This is a genomic window from Bradyrhizobium sp. SK17 (genome assembly GCF_002831585.1).
Lineage (GTDB): Bacteria > Pseudomonadota > Alphaproteobacteria > Rhizobiales > Xanthobacteraceae > Bradyrhizobium.
This window is the reverse complement of the sequence record NZ_CP025113.1, coordinates 1,532,867-1,558,465: the sequence shown is the minus strand read 5'-3', so window position 1 is coordinate 1,558,465 and position 25,599 is coordinate 1,532,867. Positions and strand designations below refer to the sequence as shown.

22 protein-coding genes are annotated in these 25,599 nt (G+C 65.2%); 6 read left to right on the top strand and 16 right to left on the bottom strand.

The window, feature by feature from the left end:
- The first annotated feature begins 47 nt into the window (after positions 1-47).
- From CWS35_RS07260 to CWS35_RS07250, 3 genes are all read left to right on the top strand, one after another.
- Entirely contained in the window at positions 48-1,253 is a 1,206-nt protein-coding gene (locus CWS35_RS07260; RefSeq protein ID WP_100951517.1) for a divergent polysaccharide deacetylase family protein, read from the top strand.
- 81 nt (positions 1,254-1,334) lie between these two features.
- A complete protein-coding gene (locus CWS35_RS07255; protein WP_024583274.1) occupies positions 1,335-1,838 on the top strand; it encodes an RNA pyrophosphohydrolase in 504 nt (167 codons plus the stop codon).
- Positions 1,839-1,859: 21 nt separating this feature from the next.
- Positions 1,860-2,360: an RNA pyrophosphohydrolase gene (locus CWS35_RS07250; protein ID WP_100951516.1), complete on the top strand. Its 501-nt coding sequence runs from the start codon at positions 1,860-1,862 to the stop codon at positions 2,358-2,360.
- Here the strand turns inward: CWS35_RS07250 and CWS35_RS07245 are convergent.
- From CWS35_RS07245 to CWS35_RS07220, 6 genes are all read right to left on the bottom strand, one after another.
- Positions 2,318-3,301 (bottom strand): AraC family transcriptional regulator, encoded by a 984-nt coding sequence (locus tag CWS35_RS07245; RefSeq protein WP_024583272.1) that lies wholly within the window; start codon positions 3,299-3,301, stop codon positions 2,318-2,320. The two genes, CWS35_RS07250 and CWS35_RS07245, sit on opposite strands and share 43 nt — an antisense overlap.
- Positions 3,302-3,701: 400 nt before the next feature.
- Positions 3,702-4,109, bottom strand: a complete 408-nt coding sequence (locus CWS35_RS07240; RefSeq protein ID WP_024583271.1) for a F0F1 ATP synthase subunit epsilon — start codon at positions 4,107-4,109, stop codon at positions 3,702-3,704.
- Between the two features lie 116 nt (positions 4,110-4,225).
- On the bottom strand, positions 4,226-5,668 hold the full coding sequence (gene atpD, locus CWS35_RS07235) for a F0F1 ATP synthase subunit beta (protein ID WP_024583270.1): 1,443 nt from the start codon (positions 5,666-5,668) through the stop codon (positions 4,226-4,228).
- 25 nt (positions 5,669-5,693) lie between these two features.
- Positions 5,694-6,572, bottom strand: coding sequence for a F0F1 ATP synthase subunit gamma (locus CWS35_RS07230; protein WP_100951515.1), 879 nt, complete (start codon positions 6,570-6,572; stop codon positions 5,694-5,696).
- A gap of 92 nt (positions 6,573-6,664) precedes the next feature.
- Positions 6,665-8,194 (bottom strand): F0F1 ATP synthase subunit alpha, encoded by a 1,530-nt coding sequence (atpA, locus tag CWS35_RS07225; protein ID WP_024583268.1) that lies wholly within the window; start codon positions 8,192-8,194, stop codon positions 6,665-6,667.
- Complete coding sequence (locus CWS35_RS07220; RefSeq protein WP_024583267.1) at positions 8,194-8,754, bottom strand: F0F1 ATP synthase subunit delta; 561 nt, start codon at positions 8,752-8,754, stop codon at positions 8,194-8,196. Before CWS35_RS07220 ends, atpA begins: the two co-directional genes overlap by 1 nt.
- A 641-nt stretch (positions 8,755-9,395) precedes the next feature.
- On the opposite strand from CWS35_RS07220, the gene CWS35_RS07215 reads away from it, so the two are divergent.
- Positions 9,396-9,887 (top strand): septal ring lytic transglycosylase RlpA family protein, encoded by a 492-nt coding sequence (locus CWS35_RS07215; protein WP_100951514.1) that lies wholly within the window; start codon positions 9,396-9,398, stop codon positions 9,885-9,887.
- A 143-nt stretch (positions 9,888-10,030) separates the two neighbouring features.
- On the opposite strand, the gene CWS35_RS07210 is transcribed toward CWS35_RS07215, so the two are convergent.
- Positions 10,031-12,241: a primosomal protein N' gene (locus CWS35_RS07210; RefSeq protein ID WP_100951513.1), complete on the bottom strand. Its 2,211-nt coding sequence runs from the start codon at positions 12,239-12,241 to the stop codon at positions 10,031-10,033.
- Between the two features lie 106 nt (positions 12,242-12,347).
- Between CWS35_RS07210 and CWS35_RS07205 the strand changes: the two genes are divergently transcribed.
- Entirely contained in the window at positions 12,348-13,319 is a 972-nt protein-coding gene (locus tag CWS35_RS07205; RefSeq protein ID WP_100951512.1) for a tyrosine recombinase XerC, read from the top strand.
- Positions 13,320-13,443: 124 nt separating this feature from the next.
- The gene (locus CWS35_RS07200) at positions 13,444-14,034 is read left to right on the top strand and encodes a DUF4337 domain-containing protein (RefSeq protein ID WP_024583263.1); all 591 of its coding nucleotides are present in this window, start codon (positions 13,444-13,446) and stop codon (positions 14,032-14,034) included.
- 221 nt (positions 14,035-14,255) lie between these two features.
- On the opposite strand, the gene CWS35_RS07195 is transcribed toward CWS35_RS07200, so the two are convergent.
- The 9 genes from CWS35_RS07195 to mdh all read right to left on the bottom strand — a co-directional run bounded on the left by CWS35_RS07195 (position 14,256) and on the right by mdh (position 25,547).
- On the bottom strand, positions 14,256-14,795 hold the full coding sequence (locus CWS35_RS07195; RefSeq protein ID WP_024583262.1) for a hypothetical protein: 540 nt from the start codon (positions 14,793-14,795) through the stop codon (positions 14,256-14,258).
- Positions 14,796-14,930: 135 nt separating this feature from the next.
- A complete protein-coding gene (lpdA, locus tag CWS35_RS07190) occupies positions 14,931-16,331 on the bottom strand; it encodes a dihydrolipoyl dehydrogenase (RefSeq protein WP_024583261.1) in 1,401 nt (466 codons plus the stop codon).
- A gap of 35 nt (positions 16,332-16,366) precedes the next feature.
- Complete coding sequence (locus CWS35_RS07185; RefSeq protein WP_024583260.1) at positions 16,367-17,116, bottom strand: SDR family oxidoreductase; 750 nt, start codon at positions 17,114-17,116, stop codon at positions 16,367-16,369.
- A gap of 72 nt (positions 17,117-17,188) precedes the next feature.
- Positions 17,189-18,433: a 2-oxoglutarate dehydrogenase complex dihydrolipoyllysine-residue succinyltransferase gene (gene odhB / locus CWS35_RS07180; RefSeq protein WP_024583259.1), complete on the bottom strand. Its 1,245-nt coding sequence runs from the start codon at positions 18,431-18,433 to the stop codon at positions 17,189-17,191.
- A gap of 187 nt (positions 18,434-18,620) precedes the next feature.
- Positions 18,621-21,581: a 2-oxoglutarate dehydrogenase E1 component gene (locus CWS35_RS07175; protein WP_024583258.1), complete on the bottom strand. Its 2,961-nt coding sequence runs from the start codon at positions 21,579-21,581 to the stop codon at positions 18,621-18,623.
- A gap of 257 nt (positions 21,582-21,838) precedes the next feature.
- On the bottom strand, positions 21,839-22,720 hold the full coding sequence (gene sucD / locus CWS35_RS07170; protein WP_024583257.1) for a succinate--CoA ligase subunit alpha: 882 nt from the start codon (positions 22,718-22,720) through the stop codon (positions 21,839-21,841).
- Positions 22,721-22,741: 21 nt separating this feature from the next.
- Entirely contained in the window at positions 22,742-23,218 is a 477-nt protein-coding gene (locus CWS35_RS07165) for a DUF1579 family protein (protein ID WP_100951511.1), read from the bottom strand.
- Positions 23,219-23,220: 2 nt separating this feature from the next.
- Positions 23,221-24,417 carry an ADP-forming succinate--CoA ligase subunit beta gene (sucC, locus tag CWS35_RS07160; protein ID WP_024583255.1) on the bottom strand — a complete coding sequence of 399 codons (1,197 nt, stop codon included), beginning with the start codon at positions 24,415-24,417 and terminating at the stop codon, positions 23,221-23,223.
- A gap of 161 nt (positions 24,418-24,578) precedes the next feature.
- The gene (mdh, locus tag CWS35_RS07155; RefSeq protein ID WP_021078790.1) at positions 24,579-25,547 is read right to left on the bottom strand and encodes a malate dehydrogenase; all 969 of its coding nucleotides are present in this window, start codon (positions 25,545-25,547) and stop codon (positions 24,579-24,581) included.
- Positions 25,548-25,599 lie beyond the last annotated feature (52 nt).

Genomic DNA, 25,599 nt, shown 5'->3' with positions numbered 1-25,599 from the left:
ATGCACCGCGTCGTGCTATCGTTCGCGCTGTTGATTCGGGGAGGCTCATGGCAGAGGCGGCCGACGAACTGAGCACGCCGCTTGGGCAGCAGACCGCGGGCAGGACGCGCCGGCTCCGCCTGCCCTTCACGGCGATGCAGGCGCTTGCCGTACTGATGGGGCTCGTGCTGGTCGGCTTCGTCGGCGTTGCGCTGTTCAACGACAACCCGCTCGGCGGCGAACCGACCGCCCGTATCGCGCTGCGTACCCCTGCGCCGGCCGCCACCGATGACAAGCATGCCCCCGCCGCACAGGCCGAACCGGCGGCCAAATCCGTCGCCAAGGCACCCGCTGCCGGTGACGCCAAGACCGTCACCATCATCGACGGCTCCAGCGGCAAGCGCCAGGACGTGGTGATCGGCGTCGCCGATTCCGCCGACAAGACCGAAGGCGACGCGCCGCCGCTCGCGATGACCGGCATCGACCCGCGCCTGCTGGAAAAGTCGCGCTACGGCATGATCCCGGTGGTTGCCGACGGCCTGAAGCCATTCACGGTCTATGCCGCCGAGGCCGACCGCGCCAAGGCGGCCCGGATGCCGGTGGTCGCCATCGTGGTCGGCGGCCTCGGCGTCGGCGCCGCCAAGACCACTGACGCCATCATGAAGCTGCCGCCGGCCGTGACGCTGGCCTTCACGCCCTACGGTGCCGACCCCGGCAAGCTCGCGGAACGCGCCCGGGCGCAGCGCCACGAGATCCTGCTGCAAATCCCGATGGAGCCGTTCGACTATCCGGACAACGATCCGGGGCCGCAGACCCTGCTGACCACGCTCGGCAGCGAGCAGAACCTCGACCGCTTCTATTGGCACCTGAGCCGCTTGCAGGGCTATGCCGGGATCGCCAATTTCATGGGCGCCCGGTTCGTCGCGACCGATCCGGTGATGCAACCCATCATCCGCGAAGCGGCCAAGCGGGGCCTGAGCTATTTCGACGACGGTTCCACCCCACGCAGCGTCGCGCAGACCCTGTCTGCGGGCCAGTCGCTGCCGTTCGCCAAGGCCGACTTCGCCATCGACGCGGTTCCGACGTCGGCGGAGATCGACCGCGCGCTGGTCAAGCTGGAAACGATCGCCAAGGAACGCGGCACGGCCGTGGGCGTGGCGTCCGCCCTGCCGGTCTCGATCGAGCGGCTCGGCGCCTGGCTCAAGACACTGGACTCCAAGGGCATCATGCTTGTGCCATTGACAACGGCGATGCTGAAATCAAAATCGGGCTAAAGATCAATCCGTTGGTGCAGCTTGAGACCTTGCCGGGGGGCCGGGTCCGGCGGCTCCAGAACTGTGTGAGGTAGCGGCAGCATGGCACGTTATGAAGACCTGCCCTATCGAACCTGCGTCGGCATCATGCTGCTGAATGCTGCCGGACTGGTCTTCATCGGACGCCGCGCGGGCGGCATCGAGCATGTCGACGACACCCATGTCTGGCAGATGCCGCAGGGCGGCGTCGATCCCGGCGAGGACACCTTTCAGGCCGCCCGGCGCGAACTCTATGAGGAGACCAGCGTCAAATCGGTGGAGAAGCTCGGCGAGGTCTCGGACTGGCTGATCTATGACATCCCGCGCACCGTCGCGGGCCGCGCCTGGAAGGGCCGCTATCGCGGCCAGCGGCAAAAGTGGTTCGCGTTGCGCTTCACCGGCAGCGAGAACGAGATCAACGTCGCCAACCCCGGCGGCGGCCACAAGGCCGAGTTCATCACTTGGCGCTGGGAGCCGATGAAGAATCTGCCGGAACTGATTGTGCCGTTCAAGCGCCCGGTCTATGAGCGCGTCGTGAAGGAATTCGCCGGCCTGGCGGCGAAATAGACCTGCGACGTACCGATCGAGATGTCATCAGAGAAGCCTTATCGCCCCAACGTTGGCATCGCGCTGTTCAACGCCGACGGGCGCGTGTTGATCGGCCACCGGATCAAGGACGACGGTCCGGAGATCGTGCTGCCCGGCCTCGAATGGCAGATGCCGCAAGGCGGCATCGACGCGGGCGAGGATCCGCGCCAGGCCGTGATGCGCGAATTATGGGAAGAGACCGGGGCGGTCAGCGCCGACTATCTCGGCGAGACCGACTGGATGACCTACGAATTCCCGGCCTATGACGGGCCGGCCTCGCACCGGCTGGCGAAATTCCGTGGCCAGCGCCAGAAATGGTTTGCGCTGCGCTTCACCGGACGCGACGCCGAGATCGATCCGTTGACGCCGCGCAACGGCCAGCCCGCGGAGTTCGATCAATGGCGCTGGGAGCGCCTCGACCGCGTCGCCGATCTCGTGGTGCCGTTCCGGCGCGAGGTCTATCGCGCGGTTGCGACCCGGTTCGCGGAATTCGCCGGCTGAATCCGCCGCGCATCGCCCGGCGTCATGCCATAGGTCGCGCGGAAGACGCGGTAGAACGTCGCGATGCTGTCGAAGCCGCACGCGAACGCGACCTCGTCGATGCCGCGCTCCTGCGCGGCATGGAGCAGCCGCCGCGCCTGCTTCAGCCGCGCCGCCGTCAAGGTCCGCGCGAACGACAGGCCGGTCGGCTCGAACAGCGCATGCAATTGCCGCAGCGAGATGCCGAGCTCGGCGGCGACCGCGGCCGGCGTCAGCGAGGCACGGTGCAGATCGCGCCGCAGGATTTCGCGCGCCGCGTGGAGATAGCCCGCATGCAGCGCGGCGCGGATTTCATCCTGGCGCGGCCGCAGGCGTCCGCGCGCGAGCAGCGCCAGGCGCACCATATGGGTGACTTCCACGGCGAACTGCCCGGCCTGCGCCGGATCGCGCGTCATGGCGCGGAACATGGCGCCGACCAGCCGGGTCAGGCTGGCATCTCGAGCCAGCGCGACCGGCGGCGCATCTTCGATCCTCGTGCCGAGCACAAGCTCGTCGGTGACCGGGATCTTGAGGCTGAAGAAATGAAAACCGTCGGTCCGTTCGGGCGTCGAGAAGAACGGCAGATTGGAGTGGCCGAACACCAGGTCTCCGTTGCGCACGAACTGAACACGATCGCGACCGATATTGAGGTGGCCGGGGCCGCGCACCTGCCACGCGAGTTGCAGGCTGTTGCTCGGCACACGGGCGATGTCCGACGAGGTCCGGCTGACGCGATAGGACGACGCCGACATTTCGGCGAGCACCGCATCGCCCACCGGCGTCGCGGAAAAGTGCCCGCGGAAATCCGGGCGCTTGTCGCGGTCGAGCTCGATCGTGACGCCGAACAGGCTTTTGCCGCGCACGTCGCACCAGTGCTCGAAACGGTCCTGCGGGCGGAGAGCATCGGTGGAGAAAGTCAGCACGGCATCGTCCGTCATGTCCGGGGGGAAATCGCCAGGCGATTGGCCCGGCTCGTCAATGTGCCGCAGCTTGTCATATGTGCACAGGCCTTGCTGTAAACCGCATCACACCGTCCGGACCGCGCCCTTGCTTGTCATCGATCGCGCTCTGCACGTTCCCGGTATCGTTCGCGACGATCGCGGCAGCCTCGGGTTCATGAGTAGCAGCCCCCGAACCCGGAATGTGCGCGGCAGAATGCCGCCAGACCCGCGCCGGCACAACAAGCAACGGCGCACGCCGAAGCGGGGCGCACATTGAATCGTTCAATGTCCCTGGGGGATGATGACTGGAAAAGTGTGAGCTATTTCACGAGGGCTGCCGGCTCACCCGGCAAAGGCGCGATCGCGGGTCGGCAACCGCGCCTTAGTGCATGGCCGTGGCGTTGAGCTCGTGCTGGATGCTCTTGAAGTGGTCGAGCCGCTCGATCGCGTGGTCGAGCTCGGAGCCCTCCTTCTCGGAGAGCTTTTCCTGCATCTCGCTGATCGTCTCGGCGAACTTGGCACGATCGAGTTCGGCCAGCGCGGTCGCGACGTCGGCGAGCACGGTGAGGCCCTTGTCCGACACTTCGGCGAGACCGCCGAGCACGATCACCTTCTCCTTCTTGCCGGCAGCCGTGATCGTCAGGATACCCGGACGAATCGTGGCGACGACCGGCGCGTGTCCGGCGAGCACGCCGAAATCACCCTCCACGCCGGGGACGTCAACCTGATCAACCTCGCCGGAGAAGGCGAGCTTTTCGGGAGAGACGAGATCGAAGTGGAAGGTGGCCATGGTCTTTCCGTTCTTTGCGCTGTCACCCGCGGGCTCGACCCGCGGGTCCATCAGTCAAACTACTGCTGGTGCGATGGATCGCCGGATCAGGTCCGGCGATGACGACATCTCGAAGCTCAGGCCGCCTCGGCGGCGAGCTTCTTGCCCTTCTCGACGGCTTCTTCGATGGTGCCGACCATGTAGAACGCGGCTTCCGGCAGGTGATCGTACTTGCCCTGGCAGAGATCGCGGAAGCCCTTGATGGTGTCGGCGAGGTCGACGAACTTGCCCGGCGAGCCGGTGAAGATTTCGGCGACGTGGAACGGCTGCGACAGGAAGCGCTCGACCTTGCGGGCGCGGGCCACCGTCAGCTTGTCCTCCTCCGACAATTCGTCCATGCCGAGAATGGCGATGATGTCCTGCAACGACTTGTAGCGCTGGAGGATCTGCTGGACGAGGCGCGCGGTGTTGTAGTGCTCTTCACCGACCACCAGCGCGGAGAGCATGCGCGAGGTCGAGTCGAGCGGGTCCACCGCCGGATAGATGCCCTTTTCCGAGATCGCGCGCGACAGCACCGTGGTGGCGTCCAAGTGCGCGAACGAGGTGGCGGGCGCCGGGTCGGTCAAGTCGTCGGCCGGCACGTAGATCGCCTGCACCGAAGTGATCGAGCCCTTCTGGGTGGTGGTGATGCGCTCTTGCAGCGCGCCCATGTCGGTGGCGAGCGTCGGCTGATAACCCACGGCCGAAGGAATACGGCCGAGCAGCGCCGACACTTCCGAACCCGCCTGGGTGAAGCGGAAGATGTTGTCGACGAAGAACAGCACGTCCTGGCCCTGGTCGCGGAAGTGCTCGGCGACCGTCAGGCCGGTCAGGCCGACGCGGGCGCGGGCGCCCGGCGGCTCGTTCATCTGGCCGAACACCAGCGCGCACTTCGACTTCACGCTCGGATCCGGATTGTGCGGATCGGCGTTGACCTTGGATTCGATGAACTCGTGATAGAGGTCGTTGCCTTCACGGGTGCGCTCGCCGACGCCGGCGAACACCGAGTAACCGCCGTGCGCCTTCGCGACGTTGTTGATCAGCTCCTGGATCAGCACGGTCTTGCCGACGCCGGCGCCGCCGAACAGGCCGATCTTGCCGCCCTTGGCGTACGGAGCGAGCAGGTCGACGACCTTGATGCCGGTGACGAGAATTTCAGCCTCGGTGGACTGGTCGGTGTAGCTCGGCGCTTCCTGGTGGATGGGGCGCAGGCCGTCGGACTTGATCGGACCGGCTTCGTCGATCGGCTCGCCGATGACGTTGATGATGCGGCCGAGGGTGCCCTCGCCGACCGGCACCCGGATCGGCTCGCCGGTGTCGGTGACTTCCTGGCCACGCACCAGACCTTCGGTGATGTCCATCGCGATGGTGCGGACGGTCGATTCGCCGAGATGCTGTGCGACTTCGAGCACCAGGCGGTTACCGCCGTTCTTGGTCTCGAGCGCGTTCAGAATCGCCGGAAGGTGGCCTTCGAACTGCACGTCGACCACGGCGCCCGTGACCTGGGTAACGCGACCGATCTGGTTGGCTGCTGTAGCCATGGACTGTTCTCCTTCGAAATCTGCCTTAGACCGCCTCAGCGCCGGAGATGATTTCAATCAGCTCCTTCGTGATCTGGGCCTGACGGGTCCGGTTGTAAATCAGGGTTTGCTTGCGGATCATTTCGCCCGCGTTGCGCGTCGCGCTGTCCATCGCGCTCATCTGCGCGCCATAGAACGAGGCGTTGTTTTCCAGCAGCGCGCGGAAGATCTGCACCGCAAGGTTGCGCGGCAGCAGGGTGCCGAGAATCTGGTCTTCTTCCGGCTCGTACTCATAAGACGTGGACGGAGCCGCGTTGGCGGCGGGCGCGGCCACTTCGAGCGGGATGATCTGCTGCGCGGTCGGGATCTGCGCGATCACCGACTGGAAGCGCGAATAGAACAGCGTGCAGACGTCGAACTCGCCGGCTTCGAACCGCGCCAGCACCTTCTTGGCGATGTCCTCGGCATGGACGAAGCCGATCTGCCGCACCGAACGCAGGTCGAGGTGCTCGACGATCCGGCTCTCGAACGTCCGCCGCAATTGCTCGTAGCCCTTGCGGCCGACGCAGAAGAACTTGACGTCCTTGCCCTGCGCCAACAGCGACTGCGCCCGCTCGCGCGCCAGGCGCACGATGGCGGAGTTGAAGGCACCCGACAGGCCGCGCTCGCCGGTGCAGACCAGCAGCAGATGGACCTGGTCCTTGCCGGTGCCCGCGAGCAGCGCAGGCGCGCCGGGCGAGCCGTTGGCCGCGGCGGCGATGTTGGAAATCACCGCATCCATCTTGGTGGCATAGGGCCGCGCCGCCTCGGCGGCGTTCTGCGCGCGGCGCAGCTTGGAGGCTGCGACCATCTGCATGGCCTTGGTGATCTTCTGCGTCGCCTTGGTCGAGGCGATGCGGACCCGCATGTCTTTTAGTGACGCCATTCTTCGTTCACCCCGGCGATCCGACCATGATGGTCAGATCGCAAGCCTCCGTTCGTCACGCCCGGCGGTCGAGCCGGGCGGCGCCCCATTCGTTATGCAAACGTCTTGGCGAAGCCGTCGACCGCCGCCTTCAGCTTGGCGGCACTGTCGTCGGACAGGTCGCGGCTGTCGCGGATCGCGTTGAGGATCTCGGCGTGCTTGCCGCGCAGCAGCGACAGCAGGCCATCCTCGAAGGCCTTCACCTTGTTGAGCGGAAGCGCATCGAGATAGCCGTTGGTGCCGGCCCAGATCACGCAGACCTGCTCTTCCATCTTCAGCGGCGAGAACTGCGGCTGCTTCAAGAGCTCGGTCAGGCGCGAGCCGCGGTTCAGCAGGCGCTGGGTCGAGGCGTCGAGGTCGGAGCCGAACTGCGCGAACGCCGCCATTTCGCGGTACTGCGCGAGCTCGCCCTTGATCTTGCCGGCGACCTTCTTGGTGGCCTTGGTCTGCGCCGAGGAGCCGACGCGCGACACCGACAGACCGACGTTCACAGCGGGACGGATGCCCTGGAAGAACAGATCGGTCTCCAGGAAGATCTGGCCGTCGGTGATCGAAATCACGTTGGTCGGGATGTAGGCCGACACGTCGTTGGCCTGGGTTTCAATGACCGGCAGCGCCGTCAGCGAGCCCAAACCATGGTCCTTGCCGAGCTTGGCGGCGCGCTCGAGCAGGCGGGAGTGCAGATAGAACACGTCGCCCGGATAGGCTTCGCGGCCCGGCGGGCGGCGCAGCAGCAGCGACATCTGGCGGTAGGCGACGGCCTGCTTGGAAAGATCGTCATAGATGATCACGGCGTGCATGCCGTTGTCGCGGAAGTATTCGCCCATCGTGCAGCCGGTGAACGGCGCGATGTACTGCATCGGCGCCGGATCGGACGCGGTCGCGGCAACGACGATCGAGTATTCCAGCGCGCCCTGCTCTTCGAGCACCTTGACGAACTGCGCAACGGTGGAGCGCTTCTGACCGACCGCGACGTAGACGCAGTACAGCTTCTGGCTCTCGTCCGGCTGGGCGTTGAGCGGCTTCTGGTTCAGGATGGTGTCGAGCGCGATCGCGGTCTTGCCGGTCTGACGGTCACCGATGATCAGCTCGCGCTGGCCACGGCCGATCGGGATCAGCGCGTCGATCGCCTTGAGGCCGGTGGCCATCGGCTCGTTCACCGACTTGCGCGGAATGATGCCGGGCGCCTTGACGTCGACGCGCTTGCGCTCAGTCGCCTGGATCGGGCCCTTGCCGTCGATCGGATTGCCGAGCGCGTCGACGACGCGGCCGAGCAGACCCTTGCCGACCGGCGCGTCCACGATGGCGCGGGTGCGCTTGACGGTCTGGCCTTCCTTGATCTCGCGGTCGGCGCCGAAAATCACGATACCGACGTTGTCGGTTTCGAGGTTGAGCGCCATGCCGCGGGTGCCGTTCTCGAACTCGACCATTTCACCGGCCTGAACGTTGTCGAGACCGTAGACGCGGGCGATACCGTCACCGACCGACAACACCTGGCCAACTTCGGTGACCTCGGCTTCCTGGCCGAAATTCTTGATCTGGTCCTTGAGGATCGCAGAAATTTCTGCGGCGCGGATGTCCATCAGCCTGCCTCTTTCATCGCGTTCTTGATCGAATTGAGTTTGGTGCGAAGCGAGCTATCCACCATGCGGCTGCCGAGTTTGACCACCAGGCCACCGATGATGGAAGGATCGACCTTCACGTTGAGCGCGACGTCCTTGCCCGTCACCGATTTCAGTGCGGCCTTCAGCGCGTCGAGATTCTTGTCATTGAGCTGCTCGGCGACGGTGACTTCGGCAGTCGCCTCGCCCTTGAACTTCGCCACCAGCGCGCGATAGGCGCGGATCACATCGGATACCGCGAACAGCCGGCGGTTGGCGGTCAGCACCTTGAGAAACTTGGCCGTGGTGCCGGCGATGCCGGCCTTGTCGAGCACCGCGCTCAGCGCCTTGAGCTGGATGTCGGCGGCGAACACCGGGCTGCGCACCAGGCGCTTGAGGTCGGCACTGTCGTTGAGGATGGCCTCGAATTTGTCGAGATCGCCCCTCACCTGGTCGACGGAATTCTCGTCGCGCGCCAACTCGAACAGGGCCGTTGCATAACGACCGGAAACTCCCGAAACGGACGGATCTTCAGCAGCCACGAGCTCGCTCTTTTTTGCTGTCAAATTCGCAAGGGAAAAACCGTCGCCACCAAAGCAGCGCCTAGCGATCCAAGCCCTTGGAATTCAAGCGGGACTTCGATTTTCGACCGGCACAGGACGTGCCGGGATCGTTAAAATCGCGGCTTTGCTAACATAGCAATCGCGCAGGTGCAACATGACGGCATCGTGAGAGCCGCCTTGTCGCATGCGCTTTTTGGCGACCGTTGCGGGCGCTCAGGGAGCGACCGAGGCGAAAAATTCGAGGCGCGGAAATTCGGCACAACGGCCTCCATTCTCGCCGACCCGAATTTGTTCCATCGGAATCTGCATGGGCCCATGGCCGCGAATGCAAGGAACCCGGGACGGCCCGGCCGCTCCATTTGGCGAATACTTACCGAAAACTTACCGCAGCCTCGCTAATCAGTATTCGTGAGTATAGATATCGTTAAAGAGTGGTTAACGGACAAGATTTAAGAATCGCGGGTGAATAGCCTGAAGCGGTAACAAGATATTTCAGCGCGAGACAATTGGGATTTACTGCCCAATTCGTGCCTCATTGCGAAATCAAACGGCCTTGGTCAACGAAGGGACGGGGGTTCCACTTGCCACGCTCGTGGCAATACTGTCTGAGGGTCTTATCAATGCTGAATATCAAGAAGGCGGCGGGCAATGTAACCCGCTCGCGTACGGCGCTCGCGTTTGTCGCCGCAACTATCCTGGTCGGGGGCAGCGTGACGGAGGCGTCCGCGAAGTCCAGGCACCATCATCATTGCCACCACCATCATCACCACGCCCGCGCCGAAGGTTCGTCCTGGCGCGACGCCAATGCATCGATCCAGCCGTCCGGCGGCCACACGTTCTCGGGGATGGCCTCCTTCTACGGCAATGAGTCGGGCAGCCGCACCGCTTCCGGCCAGCGCTTCAACCAGAACGCCATGACCGCCGCCCACCGCTCGCTGCCGTTCGGCACCAAGCTGCGCGTCACCCATGGCGGCCGCAGCGTCGTCGTCACCATCAACGATCGTGGCCCGTTCATCCGCGGCCGCGTGCTCGACCTCTCCACCGGCGCAGCCCGCGCCATCGGCCTGACCGGTCGCGGCGTCGGCCGTGTCACCGCCGAGGTCGTTTCCTAAAGCTTTAGTAAGCGTTGCGTTGCGTAACGGCTGCGAGGCCCGCCTCGCGCCAGAAAGCCTGCCGTCGCCAATGACGGCAGGCTTTTTCTTTTCGTCTTTCCGGGGCGCGCGAAGCGCGCGCTCGGAAGGACGGGGCCAGACAACTACAAAAAGCTCTGCGGATCGACGTCGACCTCGAGCTTCAGATTGCCCTTGGTCTTGGGACCCGCCGCCAGCCAGTCGCGCAGATATTGTGACAAGTCGACATTGCGCAGCGACTTCACCAGCAGGCGGAAGCGGTAGCGGCCTTTGATGACGGCAAGCGGCGCCTCGGCGGGGCCGAGCACCTGGATCCGCTCGTCGAGCGGCGCCACCGCGGCGAGCTTGCGCGCAAAGCCCTCCGCCGTCGGACGGTCGCCGGCGGAGACGATCAGGCTCGCCAGCCGGCCGAACGGCGGATAGCCGGTGCGCTCGCGGATCTCGATCTCGCTGGCGTAGAACGCCTCGCGGTCGTTCGCGATCAGGGCCTTGATGACCGGATGCTCCGGCTGGTGGGTTTGCAGATAGCCGACGCCGCGGCCCTGCTCGCGCCCGGCGCGGCCAACCACCTGGTTCAGGAGCTGGAACGTGCGCTCGGCAGCGCGCGGATCGCCGTTGCTCAGGCCGAGATCGGCATCGATGACGCCGACCAGGTTGAGCCGCGGGAAATTGTGCCCCTTCGCCACCAGTTGGGTGCCGATGATGATATCGACGCGCCCCTCGGCGATCTCGTTGAGCTCGCTGCGCATGGTCTCGATCGAGGTGATGAGGTCACTCGACAGCACCATGGTACGGGCCTCGGGGAAAATGCTCGCGGCCTCCTCCTGCAATCGCTCGACGCCGGGACCGACCGCGACCAGCGATTCCTCGGCCGCGCAGTGCGGGCAGATGTTCGGGCGCGGCATCGAGAAGCCGCAATGATGACAGACCAGCCGCTGGCGAAAGCGATGGTCGACCAGCCAGGCGTCGCAGATCGTGCAGGCAAAGCGGTGGCCGCAGGCGCGGCACAGCGTCAGCGGCGCATAGCCGCGGCGGTTGAGGAACAACAGCGCCTGCTCGCGGCGCTCGATCGCGTGGCGAATCTGCTCGGCCAGAACCGGCGAGATGAACCGCCCGCGCGGCGGCGGCGCGCGCCGCATGTCGATCGCCTCGATATGCGGCATGTGCTGGCCGCCGAACCGCGACGGCAGTGCGACGCGCTGGTAGCGCCCCTTGCGCGCATTGACCTCGCTCTCGACCGACGGCGTCGCCGACGCCAGCACGATCGGGATCTTGGCAATATGGGCGCGGACCACCGCCATGTCGCGCGCGTGATAATGCGCGCCGTCCTCCTGCTTGTAGGCCTGGTCGTGTTCCTCATCGACGATGATCAGGCCGAGATCGGCATAGGGCAGGAACAGCGCCGAGCGGGCGCCGACCACGACCGGTGCCTTGCCTTCCGAGATCGCGGCCCAGTTGCGCGCACGGGTGCGCGGCGTCAGCTCCGAGTGCCATTCCAGCGGCCGCACGCCGAAGCGCTGCGCGAAGCGGTCCAGGAATTGGCCGGTCAGCGCGATTTCCGGCATCAGGATCAGCGTCTGCTTGCCGCGGCGGATATTCTCGGCGATCGCCTCGAAATAGACCTCGGTCTTGCCGGAGCCGGTGACGCCGTCGAGCAGCGCGACGTGAAAGCTGCCGCTCGCCGCCAGCGTCCGCAGCATGTCGACCGCGCTGCGCTGCTCGCGCGAGAAATCCGGCTGCGCAAAGGCGGGATCCGGCACCGGCGGCGCGGCCGGCGGCGGCATCACCTCGACCGTCAGCGTGCCCTCGTCGACCAGGCCATCGATCACGCCGGAGCTGACGCCGGCCTCGCGCGCCGCCTCCGACTTGCCATGCAGCAGGCGGTCCGACAGCACCTCGATCACGCGCTGGCGCGCCGGCGTCAGCCGCCGCGGCGGCTCCCCGACCAGGCGCACGCCGAGCCGCATCCGCTCCGGCCCGAGGTTCTCGCCCATCCGCAGCGTCATCCGCAGCACCATGCCGCGCGCTGACAGCGTGTAGTTGGAGACCCAGTCGACCAGTTGGCGCAGCTCCGCCCGGAGCGGCGGAACATCGAGCTTCTCGCTGACGTCCTTGAGCCGGTTATGCAACCGCGGATCGGGCCGGGCATTCTCGGCCCACACCACCGCGACCACCTCGCGCGGCCCGAGCGGAACAGAGATCACGTCGCCCGGCGCAAGCGCCATGCCGCGCGGCACGCGGTAGGAATAGGTCTGGTTCAGCGCCACAGGCACCAGCACATCGACGATTCCTGACGTCGATACCGAGGCTGGGTTGGGGCGCGTGGGATGGTCCATTGAATCAAACTTTGCGGCGGACTAGCACTGCTTCGCGGTCTTAGCGAACAGTAAACGAAGGCAGTGCGATATAATCAGGAGAATCGCAGCGCCAATAGCCCTTGAGATGGCCCGGACCGATCAGCCCATTGCACCGCTCGCACTCGACTGCGCCGATACGACGGTGACGCAGGAGATGACGCGTTGGCTGTCGCATCTGCGCGCCGAGCGGCGGCTGTCGCCGAAGACGCTCGAGGCCTATTCCCGCGACGTGCGGCAGTGCCTGGCGTTCCTCGCCGAGCACTGGGGCGCACGGGTGACGCTTGCGGCATTTTCCGCGCTCGAGGCGAGCGACGTCAGAGCCTTCATGGCGATGCGGCGCGCGGACGAGATCGGCGGGCGATCGCTGATGCGGGCGCTGGCCGGGCTGCGCTCGTTCGGACGCTTCCTGGAGCGCGAGGGCAAGGGCAAGGTCGGCGCACTCTCGGCGATCCGCGCGCCGAAGATCGCCAAGAGCCTGCCGAAGCCGATCCATGTCGAGGCGGCGAGGCGTTTCGCCGACGCCGACGAGCGCGCCGGCGAGGAGCGCGAGACCTGGATCCTGGTGCGCGACGCCGCCGTGATGGCGCTGCTCTATGGTTCGGGCCTGCGCATCTCCGAGGCGCTCGGGCTGAAGCGCCGCGACGTGCCGAAGCCGGGCGAAGGCGACGTGCTGGTCGTCACCGGCAAGGGCAACAAGACCCGCATGGTGCCGGTGCTGCAAAACGTGCTGCAACTGATCGCCGACTACGCGGCGATCTGCCCGCATCAGCTCAGCCCGACCGGACCGATGTTCGTCGGCGCGCGTGGCGGCCCCTTGAGCCCACGCATCATCCAGCTCACCATGGAGCGGCTGCGTGGCGCGCTCGGCCTGCCCGACAGCGCGACGCCGCATGCGTTGCGGCACTCCTTCGCCACGCATCTCTTGAGCCGCGGCGGCGACCTGCGCGCGATCCAGGAATTGCTCGGCCACGCCTCGCTGTCGACCACGCAGATCTACACCGGCATCGACAGCGAGCGCCTGCTCGAGGTCTATCGCTCCGCGCACCCGCGCGGCTGAACGCCCGTATCTGCGTTTAAAGTAAGGCGCCGTTCATCTTCATACGGCTGCCATAAACCCTCCGCCCCTTGCCTTGTGCGCTGCATTCGGCAATCGTGGCGCGGTCTCATCCGGAGGGGGAATCATGAGCGCACATGAAAGTATGGAGCACGCTGAGCATGCCGAGCATGCCTCGGGCGAGAACAAGAAGATCGCGCTCCTGATCGCGGTGATCGCCCTGTGCCTGGCGTTGTCCGAAACGCTCGGCAAGGGCGCCCAGACCGAATCGATCAGCAAGAATGTCGAGGCGTCCAACCTCTGGGCCTTCTTCCAGGCCAAGAGCATCCGCCGCACCGCGGTGCAGACCGCGGCCGAACAGGGCAAGCTGAACCTCGCCACCACCACCGACGAGGCGGCCAAGGCCGCGCTCCAGAAGCAGATCGACGACTGGCAGAAGACCGCGGCGCGCTACCGCTCGGAGCCGGACACCGGCGAGGGTTCGGAGCAACTCGCCGAACGTGCCAAGCACGCCGAGCACGAGCGCGACGAGGCCACCGCGAAGTATCATCACTTCGAGCTGGCGTCCGCGGCCTTCCAGATCGCCATCGTGCTGGCGTCCGCGACCATCATCACCGGGATCGCGGCGCTCGCCTGGGTGTCCGGCTTGGTGACGCTCGCCGGCATCGCGATGACGTTGCTTGGCCTGTTGCAGCCGCATTTGCTGCATCTGCATTGAGGCGAGGCTTCGCTTTACCTCCGTCACCCTGCCAGGGTCGCGGAATTTGGCTTGCTCAGTGTCATCAGCCGCGCATGCGGGTGATCCAGTATTCCAGAGGCGGTCGTGCTTGAGCCGACAGGCCGCGGCGTACTGGATCGCCCGGTCGAGCCGGGCGACGACAGCGGTGGATGAGGACAAAGCTTCACATCCTGTCAGGATGACGAGAGCGACAGGGCTGCCTAAAGCACCTTGCTGGTCTGATGCACGCTTTTGCGGAAGCGGGCGATCAGGCGCAGCGTGCGCGCCGACCAGCTGTCGCCGTCGCCACGGATCATGTCGAGGACGCGCCGCTTGACCGGCTCGACCAGTGCGGTGGCCTTGGCGCGCAGCGCCACGACGAAATTATAGAGTGCCTCGAACCACGGCATCTCCAGCAATTTCGACCGGGTGACGTCGAACAGGAACGCGGTGACGCCGACACCGACGATCTTGGCGAACAGGATCAGCGACACCGCGCTGAACCAGTACTGGTTGGCCAATAGCCAGAGCCCGACCAGCTTGAGCGGAAACAGCGGGATCAGCGGCACCACGAACACGATCAGGGTCATCGCCGGTGACAGCGCATCGACCCGGTCGGCAAGCCATTGCTTGAGCGCGCGCAGCGGAATCCACGCCACCACGCGCGCCACGATCGGCTCGACATGGTCCCATAGCCAGGCCTCGATCAGGAAGATGATCGCAAGCAGGACCCAGACCGGCTGAAGCAGGCGGCGCAACATCACTGTGATCCTAAAGCGCGATGAGACCGGGTTGAATCATCGCGCTTCAGCTCCTGGTTTGAGCATGATCCTTCCGGGAAACCGCTTCGCACTCTTCCGGATCATGCTACAGCCCGGCTCGCGCCGGACGTTCGATCACATATGGATGGCGCGCTTGCCGACCGCAAGCGCGGCTTCCTTTATCGCCTCCGAACGGGTCGGATGGGCGTGGCAGGTGCGCGCCAGATCTTCCGCTGAACCACCGAATTCCATCAGAACGCAGGCTTCATGGATCATTTCGCCGGCCTCGATGCCGACGATGTGGACGCCGAGCACCCGATCGGTCTTCGCATCTGCGAGAACCTTCACAAAACCGTCAGTGGTCTGGTTGACCTTGGAGCGGCCGTTCGCGGTGAACGGAAATTTGCCGACGGTGTAGGCGACGCCCGCCTGCTTGAGGTCTTCCTCGGTCTTGCCGACCGACGACACTTCCGGCGTGGTATACACAACGCCTGGAATGACGTCGTAGTTCACGTGGCCGGCCTGGCCCGCGATGATCTCCGCACAGGCGACGCCTTCGTCTTCCGCTTTGTGCGCCAGCATCGGACCGGCGACGACGTCACCGATCGCATAGATGCCCTTCACACTGGTCGAGAAGTGCGAATCGATCTCGACGCGACCGCGGTTGTCGAGCGCGACGCCGGCTTCCTTCAGCCCGAGGCCCTCGGTGTAGGGCACGCGGCCGATACACACGAGCACCACGTCGGCTTCGATGGTTTCAGCAGCGCCGCCGGCAGCCGGCTCGACCTTGGCCTGCAACGTCTTGCCGGACGTGTCGACCGAGGTGACCTTGGCGCCGAGCTTGAAGGCAAAACCCTGCTTCTCCAGGATGCGCTGGAATTGCTTGGCGACCTCGCCGTCCATGCCGGGCAGGATGCGGTCGAGGAATTCGACGACGGTGACCTTGGCACCGAGGCGATGCCAGACCGAGCCGAGCTCGAGCCCGATCACGCCGGCGCCGACGATCAGCAGGCTGCCCGGCACCTTGTCCAGCGACAGCGCGCCGGTCGACGACACGATGCGCTTCTCGTCGATCTCGATGCCCTTCAGGCGCGCGATGTCCGAGCCGGTGGCGATTACGATGTTCTTGGTCTCGACGGTCTCGGTCTTGCCGTCGCCGGTGACCTCGACCTTGCCGGCGCCAAGGATCTTGCCGGTGCCCTTGAGCACGTCGATCTTGTTCTTCTTCATCAGGAACTCGACGCCCTTGACGTTGCCGTCGATGCCTTGCTGCTTGAAGTTCATCATCGCCGGCAGATCGAGCTTCGGCGCCGAGACGCTGACGCCCATCTTGGCGAAGGAGTGTCCGGCTTCCTCGAACATCTCGGAAGCGTGCAGCAGCGCCTTCGACGGCATGCAGCCGACGTTGAGGCAGGTGCCGCCCAGCGTCGCGTTCTTCTCGACCACGGCGACCTTCATGCCGAGTTGCGCCGCGCGGATCGCGCAGACGTAACCGCCGGGTCCGGTACCGATGACGACAAGATCGTAAGAAGCCATGATTGAGGTCCTGTAGCTAGAAACTGGAACAGCGGTTAGCGACCGCCCGACACGTCGAGGATCGCGCTGGTGACGTAGGAGGCCTCGTCCGAGATCAGCCAGACGATGGCGTTGGCGATTTCATCCGCGGTGCCGACGCGCTTCATCGGCACCATATGGGCCAGCCGATGCGCGCGATCGGGCTCGCCGCCCGCGGCGTGAATATCAGTGTCGATCAGGCCGGGGCGAATGCCGGCGACGCGGATGCCTTCATTGGCGACTTCGTAGCCGAGGCCGACGGTGAAGGAATCGATCGCCCCCTTGGAGGCTGCATAGTCGACATAGGTGTTGGGCGCGCCGAGCTTGGCCGCGACCGAGGACAAATTGACGATGACGCCGCCCTTGCCGCCGTGTTTGGTCGACATGCGCTTCACCGCCTCGCGCGCGCACAGGATGCTGCCGGTGACATTGACCGCCATCATCTGCTGGATGCGCTCCGCCGACATCTCGTCGACGCGGACGCCGCTCTTGCCGACGATGCCGGCATTGTTGACCAGCGCGCCGAGCGTGCCGAAGCCATCGGCGGCCTTGAACAGCGCGAGGATGTCCGCCTCGCTGCCGACGTCGCATTTCACCGCGATCGCCTTGCCGTTCTTGGCCTCGATCGAGGAAACGACTTCATCCGCCGCGGCCTGGTTGGTGGCGTAGCCGACGACGACACGATAGCCGCGTGCCGCAGCAGCCAATGCAGTGGCGCGGCCGATGCCGCGGCTGCCGCCGGTGATGACAACGACCTTGTCCGTCACATCGATCCCCAAACGTGAGTGCCCAATGGATCGCGGCGCCCGAACCGATCGGGCGCCGCACGCGAGACGATCTTAGAGATCCAGCACCAGGCGGGCCGGATCCTCCAGGCTTTCCTTGACGCGGACCAGGAAGGTGACCGCTTCCTTGCCGTCGATCACGCGGTGATCGTAGGACAGCGCCAGATACATCATCGGGCGCACCTCGATCTTGCCGCCGACCACCATCGGCCGCTCCTGGATCTTGTGCATGCCGAGGATGCCGGACTGCGGCGCGTTGAGGATCGGCGTCGACATCAACGAGCCGTAGATGCCGCCATTGGTGATGGTGAAGGTGCCGCCTTGCATCTCGTCGATCTTGAGCTGACCGTCGCGGGCGCGGCGACCGAAGTCGGCGATTCCCTTCTCGATCTCGGCGATCGACTTGTGGTCGCAGTCGCGGACGACAGGAACCACCAGGCCGCGATCGGTGCCGACCGCGACGCCGATGTGATAGTAGTTCTTGTAGATCAGGTCGGAGCCGTCGATCTCGGCGTTGACAGCCGGAATGTCCTTCAGCCCCTGCACGACCGCCTTGGTGAAGAAGCCCATGAAGCCGAGCTTCGAGCCGTGCTTCTTCTCGAACGTATCCTTGTAGAGCGCGCGCAGCTTCATCACCTCGGTCATGTCGACCTCGTTGAAGGTGGTCAGCATCGCGGCGGTGTTCTGCACGTCCTTGAGGCGGCGCGCGATGGTCTGGCGCAGCCGGGTCATCTTCACCCGCTCCTCGCGCGCGGCGTCATCGGCCGGCGACGGCGCACGGACCTGCACGGCGGCGGCCGGCTGGTTGACCGGGGTCGGCGCCGAGGCGGCCTTCTCGATCGCGGCCAGCATGTCGCCCTTGGTGACGCGGCCGTCCTTGCCGGAGCCCGGAACGGTGGAGGCATCGACGCCGCTCTCGGCGGACAGCTTGCGCACCGACGGGGCGAGCGGCGCATCCGCCGGGGGCGCCTTCGGCGCAGCGGCGGCCGGAGCCGGGGCCGCGGCGGGCGCAGGCGCGGCGGCCTTGGCCGGAGCAGCGGCAGCAGCGGGCTTGGCCGCGACGGCGCCGTCATTGATCTGGCCGAGCAGCGCGCCGACGGCAACGGTCTCGCCGTCCTTGGCGATGATCTCGCCGAGGGTGCCGGCGACCGGCGCGGGCACCTCGATGGTGACCTTGTCGGTCTCCAGTTCCACCAACGGCTCGTCCACCGCTACCGCTTCACCGGCCTTCTTGAACCAGCGGCCGATGGTGGCCTCGGTCACGGATTCGCCGAGCGTTGGAACGCGAATTTCAGTCATGGTCTTTTCCTCGATAGCCTTGCGGTCGCAAAATGTGCGGTCGTAGAACTTGGCTGCCACCATCCGCCAAAGCGAACGATCCGGTACTCCGTGACGACAGCCATTCTGCTGGATGACGCGGGATACCGGATGCCCCGCTCCGGTGCGCAATTGCGCACAAGGCGGGGCATGGTGTTGGTGAAGATCGTTAGTTCAGTGCGTCATCGAGCAGCGCCTTGAGCTGCGCGAGATGTTTCGACATCAAACCGGTGGCGGTCGCTGCCGAAGCCGGCCGGCCGGCATAGCGCGGACGCTTGTTGGCAGCGTTGATCTGGTTCAGCACCCATTCGAGATAGGGCTCGATGAAGTGCCAGGAACCCATGTTGCGCGGCTCTTCCTGGCACCAGACCACCTCGGCCCCCTTGAAGCGGCCGAGCTCCTGCACCAGCGCCTTCAGCGGCACCGGATAGAGCTGCTCGATGCGCAGCAGGTAGATGTCGTCGACGCCGCGCTTCTCGCGCTCCTCGTACAGGTCGTAATAGACCTTGCCGGAGCACAGCACGACGCGACGGATCTTGTCGTCCGGCACCAGCTTGATCTTCTCGTCCGGCAGCATCTGCGCGTCATCGTACAGGATGCGGTGGAAGGTGGCGTTCTTGCCGAGCTCGTCGAGCCGCGACACCGCGCGCTTGTGACGCAACAGCGACTTCGGCGTCATCAGGATCAGCGGCTTGCGGATTTCGCGATGCAGCTGACGCCGCAGCACGTGGAAGTAGTTCGCCGGCGTGGTCGGATTGACCACCTGCATGTTGTCCTCGGCGCACATCTGCAAATAGCGCTCGAGGCGCGCGGAGGAGTGCTCGGGTCCCTGCCCTTCGTAGCCGTGCGGCAGCAGGCAGACCAGGCCGGACATGCGCAGCCATTTGCGTTCGCCCGAGGAGATGAACTGGTCGAACACCACCTGGGCGCCGTTGGCGAAGTCGCCGAACTGCGCTTCCCAGAGCGCCAGCGCATTCGGCTCGGCCAGCGAGTAGCCGTATTCGAAGCCGAGCACCGCCTCTTCCGACAGCAGCGAGTTGATGACCTCGTAATGGCCGGTGTCGTTGCCGCCGAGATGGTTGAACGGGGTGTAGCGGCTCTCGTCCTCCTGATCGATCAGGACCGAGTGGCGCTGCGAGAACGTACCGCGTTCGGAATCCTGCCCGGACAGGCGCACGTGATGGCCTTCCTGCAACAGCGTGCAGAACGCCAGCGCCTCGCCGGTTGCCCAGTCGATGCCGACGCCGCTGTCGATCGCCTTGGCGCGGTTGTCGAGGAAGCGCTGGATGGTGCGATGGACATGGAAGCCGTCCGGCACCTTGGTGATCTTGCGGCCGATCTCCTTGAGCACGGCGACATCGACGCCGGTGACGCCGCGGCGGGCGTCCTCTTCCTGGTCGGCGATCTTGAAGCCGGCCCATTTGCCGTCGAGCCAGTCCGCCTTGTTCGGCTTGTAGCCGGCGCCGGCCTCGAACTCGGCATCGAGCCGCGCGCGCCAGTCGGCCTTGGCCTTCTCGACCTCACCCTCGGTCATCACGCCGTCGGCGACCAGCCGCTTGGCGTAGATTTCCAGCGTGGTCGGGTGCGAGGCGATCTTCTTGTACATCACCGGCTGGGTGAACGCCGGCTCGTCGCCCTCATTGTGGCCGTGGCGACGGTAGCAGAACATGTCGATCACGACCGGCTTGTGGAATTTCTGCCGGAACTCGATCGCAACCTTGGCCGCGAACACCACGGCTTCCGGATCGTCGCCATTGACGTGGAAGATCGGCGCATCGATCATCTTCGCCACGTCGGACGGATACGGCGACGAACGCGAGTAGCGCGGATAGGTGGTGAAGCCGATCTGGTTGTTGACGATGAAATGCAGCGAGCCGCCGGTGCGATAGCCCTTCAGGTCGGACAGACTGAAGCACTCCGCCACCACGCCCTGCCCCGCGAACGCCGCATCGCCATGCATCAGGAGCGGCAGCACCGAGATGCGCATGTCAGGCGGATCACCGTGCTGATCCTGCTTGGCGCGCACCTTGCCGAGCACGACGGGATCGACGATCTCGAGATGCGACGGGTTTGCGGTCAGCGACAGATGGATGCTGTTGCCGTCGAACTCGCGGTCCGATGAGGCACCGAGGTGATACTTGACGTCGCCGGAGCCTTCGACCGAGTCGGGGTTGGCCGAACCGCCCTTGAACTCGTGGAACAGCGCGCGGTGCGGCTTGCCCATCACCTGAGTCAGCACGTTGAGGCGGCCACGATGCGGCATGCCGACGATGATCTCCTTCACGCCGAGATTGCCGCCGCGCTTGATGATCTGTTCCAGCGCCGGAATCAGCGATTCACCACCGTCGAGGCCGAAGCGCTTGGTGCCGGTGAACTTGGTATCGCAGAACTTCTCGAAGCCGTCGGCTTCGATCAACTTCCTGAGGATCGCGCGGCGACCCTCGGGCGTGAAGCTGATCTCCTTGTCCGGCCCCTCGATGCGCTCCTGGATCCATGCCTTCTGCGCGGCGTTGGAGATGTGCATGAACTCGACGCCGAGCGTCTGGCAGTAGGTGCGCTCGCAGATCTGGACGATCTCGCGCAGCGTGCCGTATTCGAGGCCGAGCACATGGTCGAGGAAGATCTTGCGGTCGAAGTCGGCCTCGGTGAAGCCGTAGGAGCGTGGATCGAGCTCCTCGCGGTCGCGCGGCGCCTCGATGCCGAGCGGGTCGAGCTTGGCGTGGAAATGGCCGCGCATGCGGTAGGCGCGGATCAGCATCAGCGCGCGAACCGAATCGCGGGTGGCCTGATGCACGTCGGCGTCGGAGAGCGCGGCACCCTTGGCCTGCGCCTTGGCCGCGAGCTTGCTGCCGACCGCCTTCTCGACCTGGGCCCAGTTGCCGTCCAGCGCCGAGGTCAGTTCGTCGCGCGGCGTCAGCGGCCAGTTGTCGCGTCCCCAGGAGGCGCCCTCGGCGTTCTTCTGGACGTCGGCCGGGGCGTCCTTCAGGCTCTTGAAGAAATCCTGCCATTCCGCGTCGACCGACGACGGGTCCTGCTCGTAGCGGGCGTACAGGTCGTCGATATAGGCGGCGTTGGTGCCCTGCAGGAATGAGGAGAGAGCAAAAGCAGCGTTCGCGTCTTGGCGAGACATGGGGCAGTCCTGGTGATTTTTTCGGTTCGCGCGCAGGAGACGGCGCAAGTGCCGGTCTGGGAAGAGCGCCGGCTGGATCGATATCCTTTACCCTATCTAGGACGGATATTCCTGCCTAAAAGAACTATGAAATGAATTTGAATTCAAAATTTAATGATCGGCGCGTTGAACACTGACATCGGCCGACAAAAGCGGTTCCCGGAACGGGAACCGCCGGAAAACAACCCAAATACGCCGCAAGCTCCGTTCGGAGGCGGTTACTTCAGCATCTCGGCGAGCGTATGCCCGAGCCGTGCCGGCGACGGCGACACCTTGATCCCGGCGGACTCCATCGCCGCGGTCTTGGAACCGGCGTCGCCCTTGCCGCCTGCGATGATCGCACCGGCATGGCCCATGCGACGGCCGGGAGGTGCGGTGACACCGGCAATGAAACCAACCATCGGCTTCTTGCGGCCGCGCTTGGCCTCGTCCTTGAGGAACTGGGCGGCGTCTTCCTCGGCGGAACCGCCGATCTCGCCGATCATGACGATCGACTTGGTGTTCTCGTCGGCCAGGAACATCTCCAGCACGTCGATGAATTCGGTGCCCTTGACCGGGTCGCCGCCAATGCCGACCGCGGTGGTCTGGCCGAGGCCCTCCTGGGTGGTCTGGAACACCGCCTCATAGGTCAGGGTGCCGGAGCGCGAGACGATGCCGACCGAGCCGGGCTTGAAGATGTTGGCCGGCATGATGCCGATCTTGCACTCGCCGGCGGTCATCACGCCCGGGCAGTTCGGCCCGATCAGCCGCGACTTCGAACCCGACAGCGAACGCTTGACGCGCACCATGTCGAGCACCGGAATGCCTTCGGTGATGCAGACGATCAGCGGGATCTCGGCATCGATCGCCTCGCAGATCGCATCCGCCGCGCCCGGCGGCGGCACATAGACCACGCTGGCATCGGCGCCGGTCTTCTGCCGCGCCTCGGCGACGGTGTCGAACACCGGCAGATTGAGATGGGTCGAGCCGCCTTTGCCCGGCGCCACGCCGCCGACCATCTTGGTGCCGTAAGCGATCGCCGCTTCCGAATGGAAGGTGCCGTTCTTGCCGGTGAAGCCCTGGCAGATGACCTTGGTGTTCTTGTCGATCAGAATGGACATGGGATGCTTTCGCGAATGGTTTCAGTGAACACGCCGGTACACGCCGGTGAGCACATCGGCCCAGCCTTCCGCGTCAGGCGAGAATTGGATCTTCATGCTGTAGGTGTTGTCGTCGACGACCTCGTAGACGTGACGCGCATTGCCGCGCAGCGAGCCGCGCACCAGGACCAGCGACTTGCCCGCCCAGCCGCCGGAGGCCGGCGACGGCGGGTAGTAGCCGAGCGAATCGTGCCAGAACAGTTTGTAGGCCCGGTCGTCGCGGTCGTAGGTGAAGACGCCGTGGGTGGCGAAGCTTTCCTTGCCGTCGCGGGTCTGCACGCTGTCCTGGATCAGGTAGAAGCCGTTGAGCGCGATGCGCGCAACGACATGCGAGGTGGCCGCACCGCCGGCGGTCCAGCGCGACGGATAGACCATCTCTTCGCCGCTCCACTCGCCGGCGAAAACCGCGAGCTTGCGGTGCTCTTCCAGCGGTGTCGGAGCGTCGAGATGATCGGCCATCGTTAGCCTCCCTTGACGGCTTTCACGATCTTCTGCGCGGCATCGTCGAGATTGTCGGCGGGCACGACGTTGAGGCCGCTCTCGCGGATGATCTTCTTGCCCTGCTCGACATTGGTGCCTTCGAGGCGCACCACCAGCGGCACCTTGAGGCCGACCTGCTTCACCGCCGCGACCACACCCTCGGCGATCACGTCGCACTTCATGATGCCGCCGAAGATGTTGACCAGGATGCCCTTCACGTTCGGATCGGCGGTGATGATCTTGAACGCGGCCGCGACCTTCTCCACGCTGGCCCCGCCGCCGACGTCGAGGAAGTTGGCCGGCGCCATGCCGTAGAGCTTGATGATGTCCATCGTCGCCATGGCAAGGCCGGCGCCGTTGACCATGCAGCCGATATTGCCGTCAAGCGTGACGTAGTTGAGATCATATTTCGACGCCTCGATCTCCTTGGCGTCTTCCTCGGTCTCGTCGCGCAGCGCGACCACGTCCGGATGACGGTAGAGCGCGTTGCTGTCGAACGAGACCTTGGCGTCGAGCACGCGGAGCTGGCCCTGCTTGGTGACGACGAGCGGGTTGATCTCGAGCATCGCCATGTCCTTGGCGGCGAACGCCGCGTAGAGCTGGGCGGTCAGCTTCTCGGCCTGCTTGGCGAGATCGCCCTTCAGCTTCAGCGCCTCGGCGACGGTGCGGCCGTGATGCGGCATGATGCCGGTGGCTGGATCGACCGAGAAGGAGACGATCTTCTCGGGGGTCGAATGCGCCACGTCCTCGATGTTGACGCCGCCTTCGGTCGACACCACGAAGGAAATCTCCGAGGTCTCGCGATTGACCAGGATCGAGAGATAGAACTCCTTGTCGATGTCGGAGCCTTCCTCGATGTAGAGGCGGTTGACCTGCTTGCCGTGCGGGCCGGTCTGCACCGTGACCAGCGTCGCGCCGAGCATCTGCTTGGCGAACTCGTCGACTTCGGCGACCGACTTGGCGATCCGGACACCGCCCTTGTCGCCGGCGGAGGCTTCCTTGAACTTGCCCTTGCCGCGGCCGCCGGCATGGATCTGGCTCTTCACCACCCAGATCGGGCCGGGCAGCTGCTTGGCCGCCGCGTCGGCGTCTTCAGCCTTCAACACCGCGACGCCGCGCGAGATCGGCACGCCGAATTCATGCAGCAGCGCCTTGGCCTGGTATTCATGGATATTCATGGAAAGTCGCTCCCAAACCCTCGTGCGGCGAACTTCACGTCAGCCTTGAAGGCTGGCATACCATATACCAAAGCTCGCGCAACTACAAAATCCGTCGGAATTTCATCATCTTGCACCCGACAGGCGATCGAAACCGCCTATCGGGTGATTGCCGAATGAGATTACTTGCCGAGCAGATCGGGCGCGATCTTCTTGCAGGCGTCGACCAGACCCTGCACCGCGCCGACCGACTTGTCGAAGGCTTCGCGGTCCTTGCCGGCCAGCTCGATCTCGACGACGCGCTCGACACCCTTGGAGCCGATCACGGTGGGCACGCCGACATACATGTCCTTCACGCCATATTCGCCGTTGAGATAGGCGGCGCAGGGCAGCACGCGCTTCTTGTCCTTCAGGTAGCTCTCGGCCATCGCGATCGCCGACGCGGCCGGCGCATAGAAGGCCGAGCCGGTCTTCAGCAGGTTGACGATCTCGGCACCACCATTGCGGGTGCGGTCGACGATCTCGTCGATGCGAGCCTGCGAGGTCCAGCCCATCTTGACCAGGTCGGGCAGCGGGATGCCGGCAACAGTCGAGTAGCGGGTCAGCGGCACCATGGTGTCGCCGTGGCCGCCGAGCACGAAGGCGGTGACATCCTCGACCGAGACGTTGAATTCGTCGGCCAGGAAGTAGCGGAAGCGCGCCGAGTCGAGCACGCCGGCCATGCCGACCACCTTCTTGTGCGGCAGGCCCGAAGCCTTCTGCAGCGCCCAGACCATCGCATCCAGCGGGTTGGTGATGCAGATGACGAAGGCGTCGGGGGCGTACTTCTTGATGCCGGCGCCGACCTGCTCCATGACCTTGAGGTTGATCGACAAGAGATCGTCGCGGCTCATGCCGGGCTTGCGCGGCACGCCCGCGGTGACGATGCAGACCTTGGCGCCGTCGAGCGCTTCATAGGAATTGGCGCCGACCAGGTTGGAGTCGAAGCCGTCGACCGGCGACGACTGCGCGATGTCGAGCGCTTTGCCCTGCGGCACGCCCTCGGCGATATCGAACAGCACGACGTCTCCGAGTTCCTTGAGGCCAACGAGGTGCGCCAGCGTTCCGCCGATCTGTCCGGAGCCAATCAGTGCAATCTTGTCGCGTGCCATGGGAAATCAGTCCTTTGAACTTGGTGCAGGAGGGAGGGAAGTCGGTTGCAAG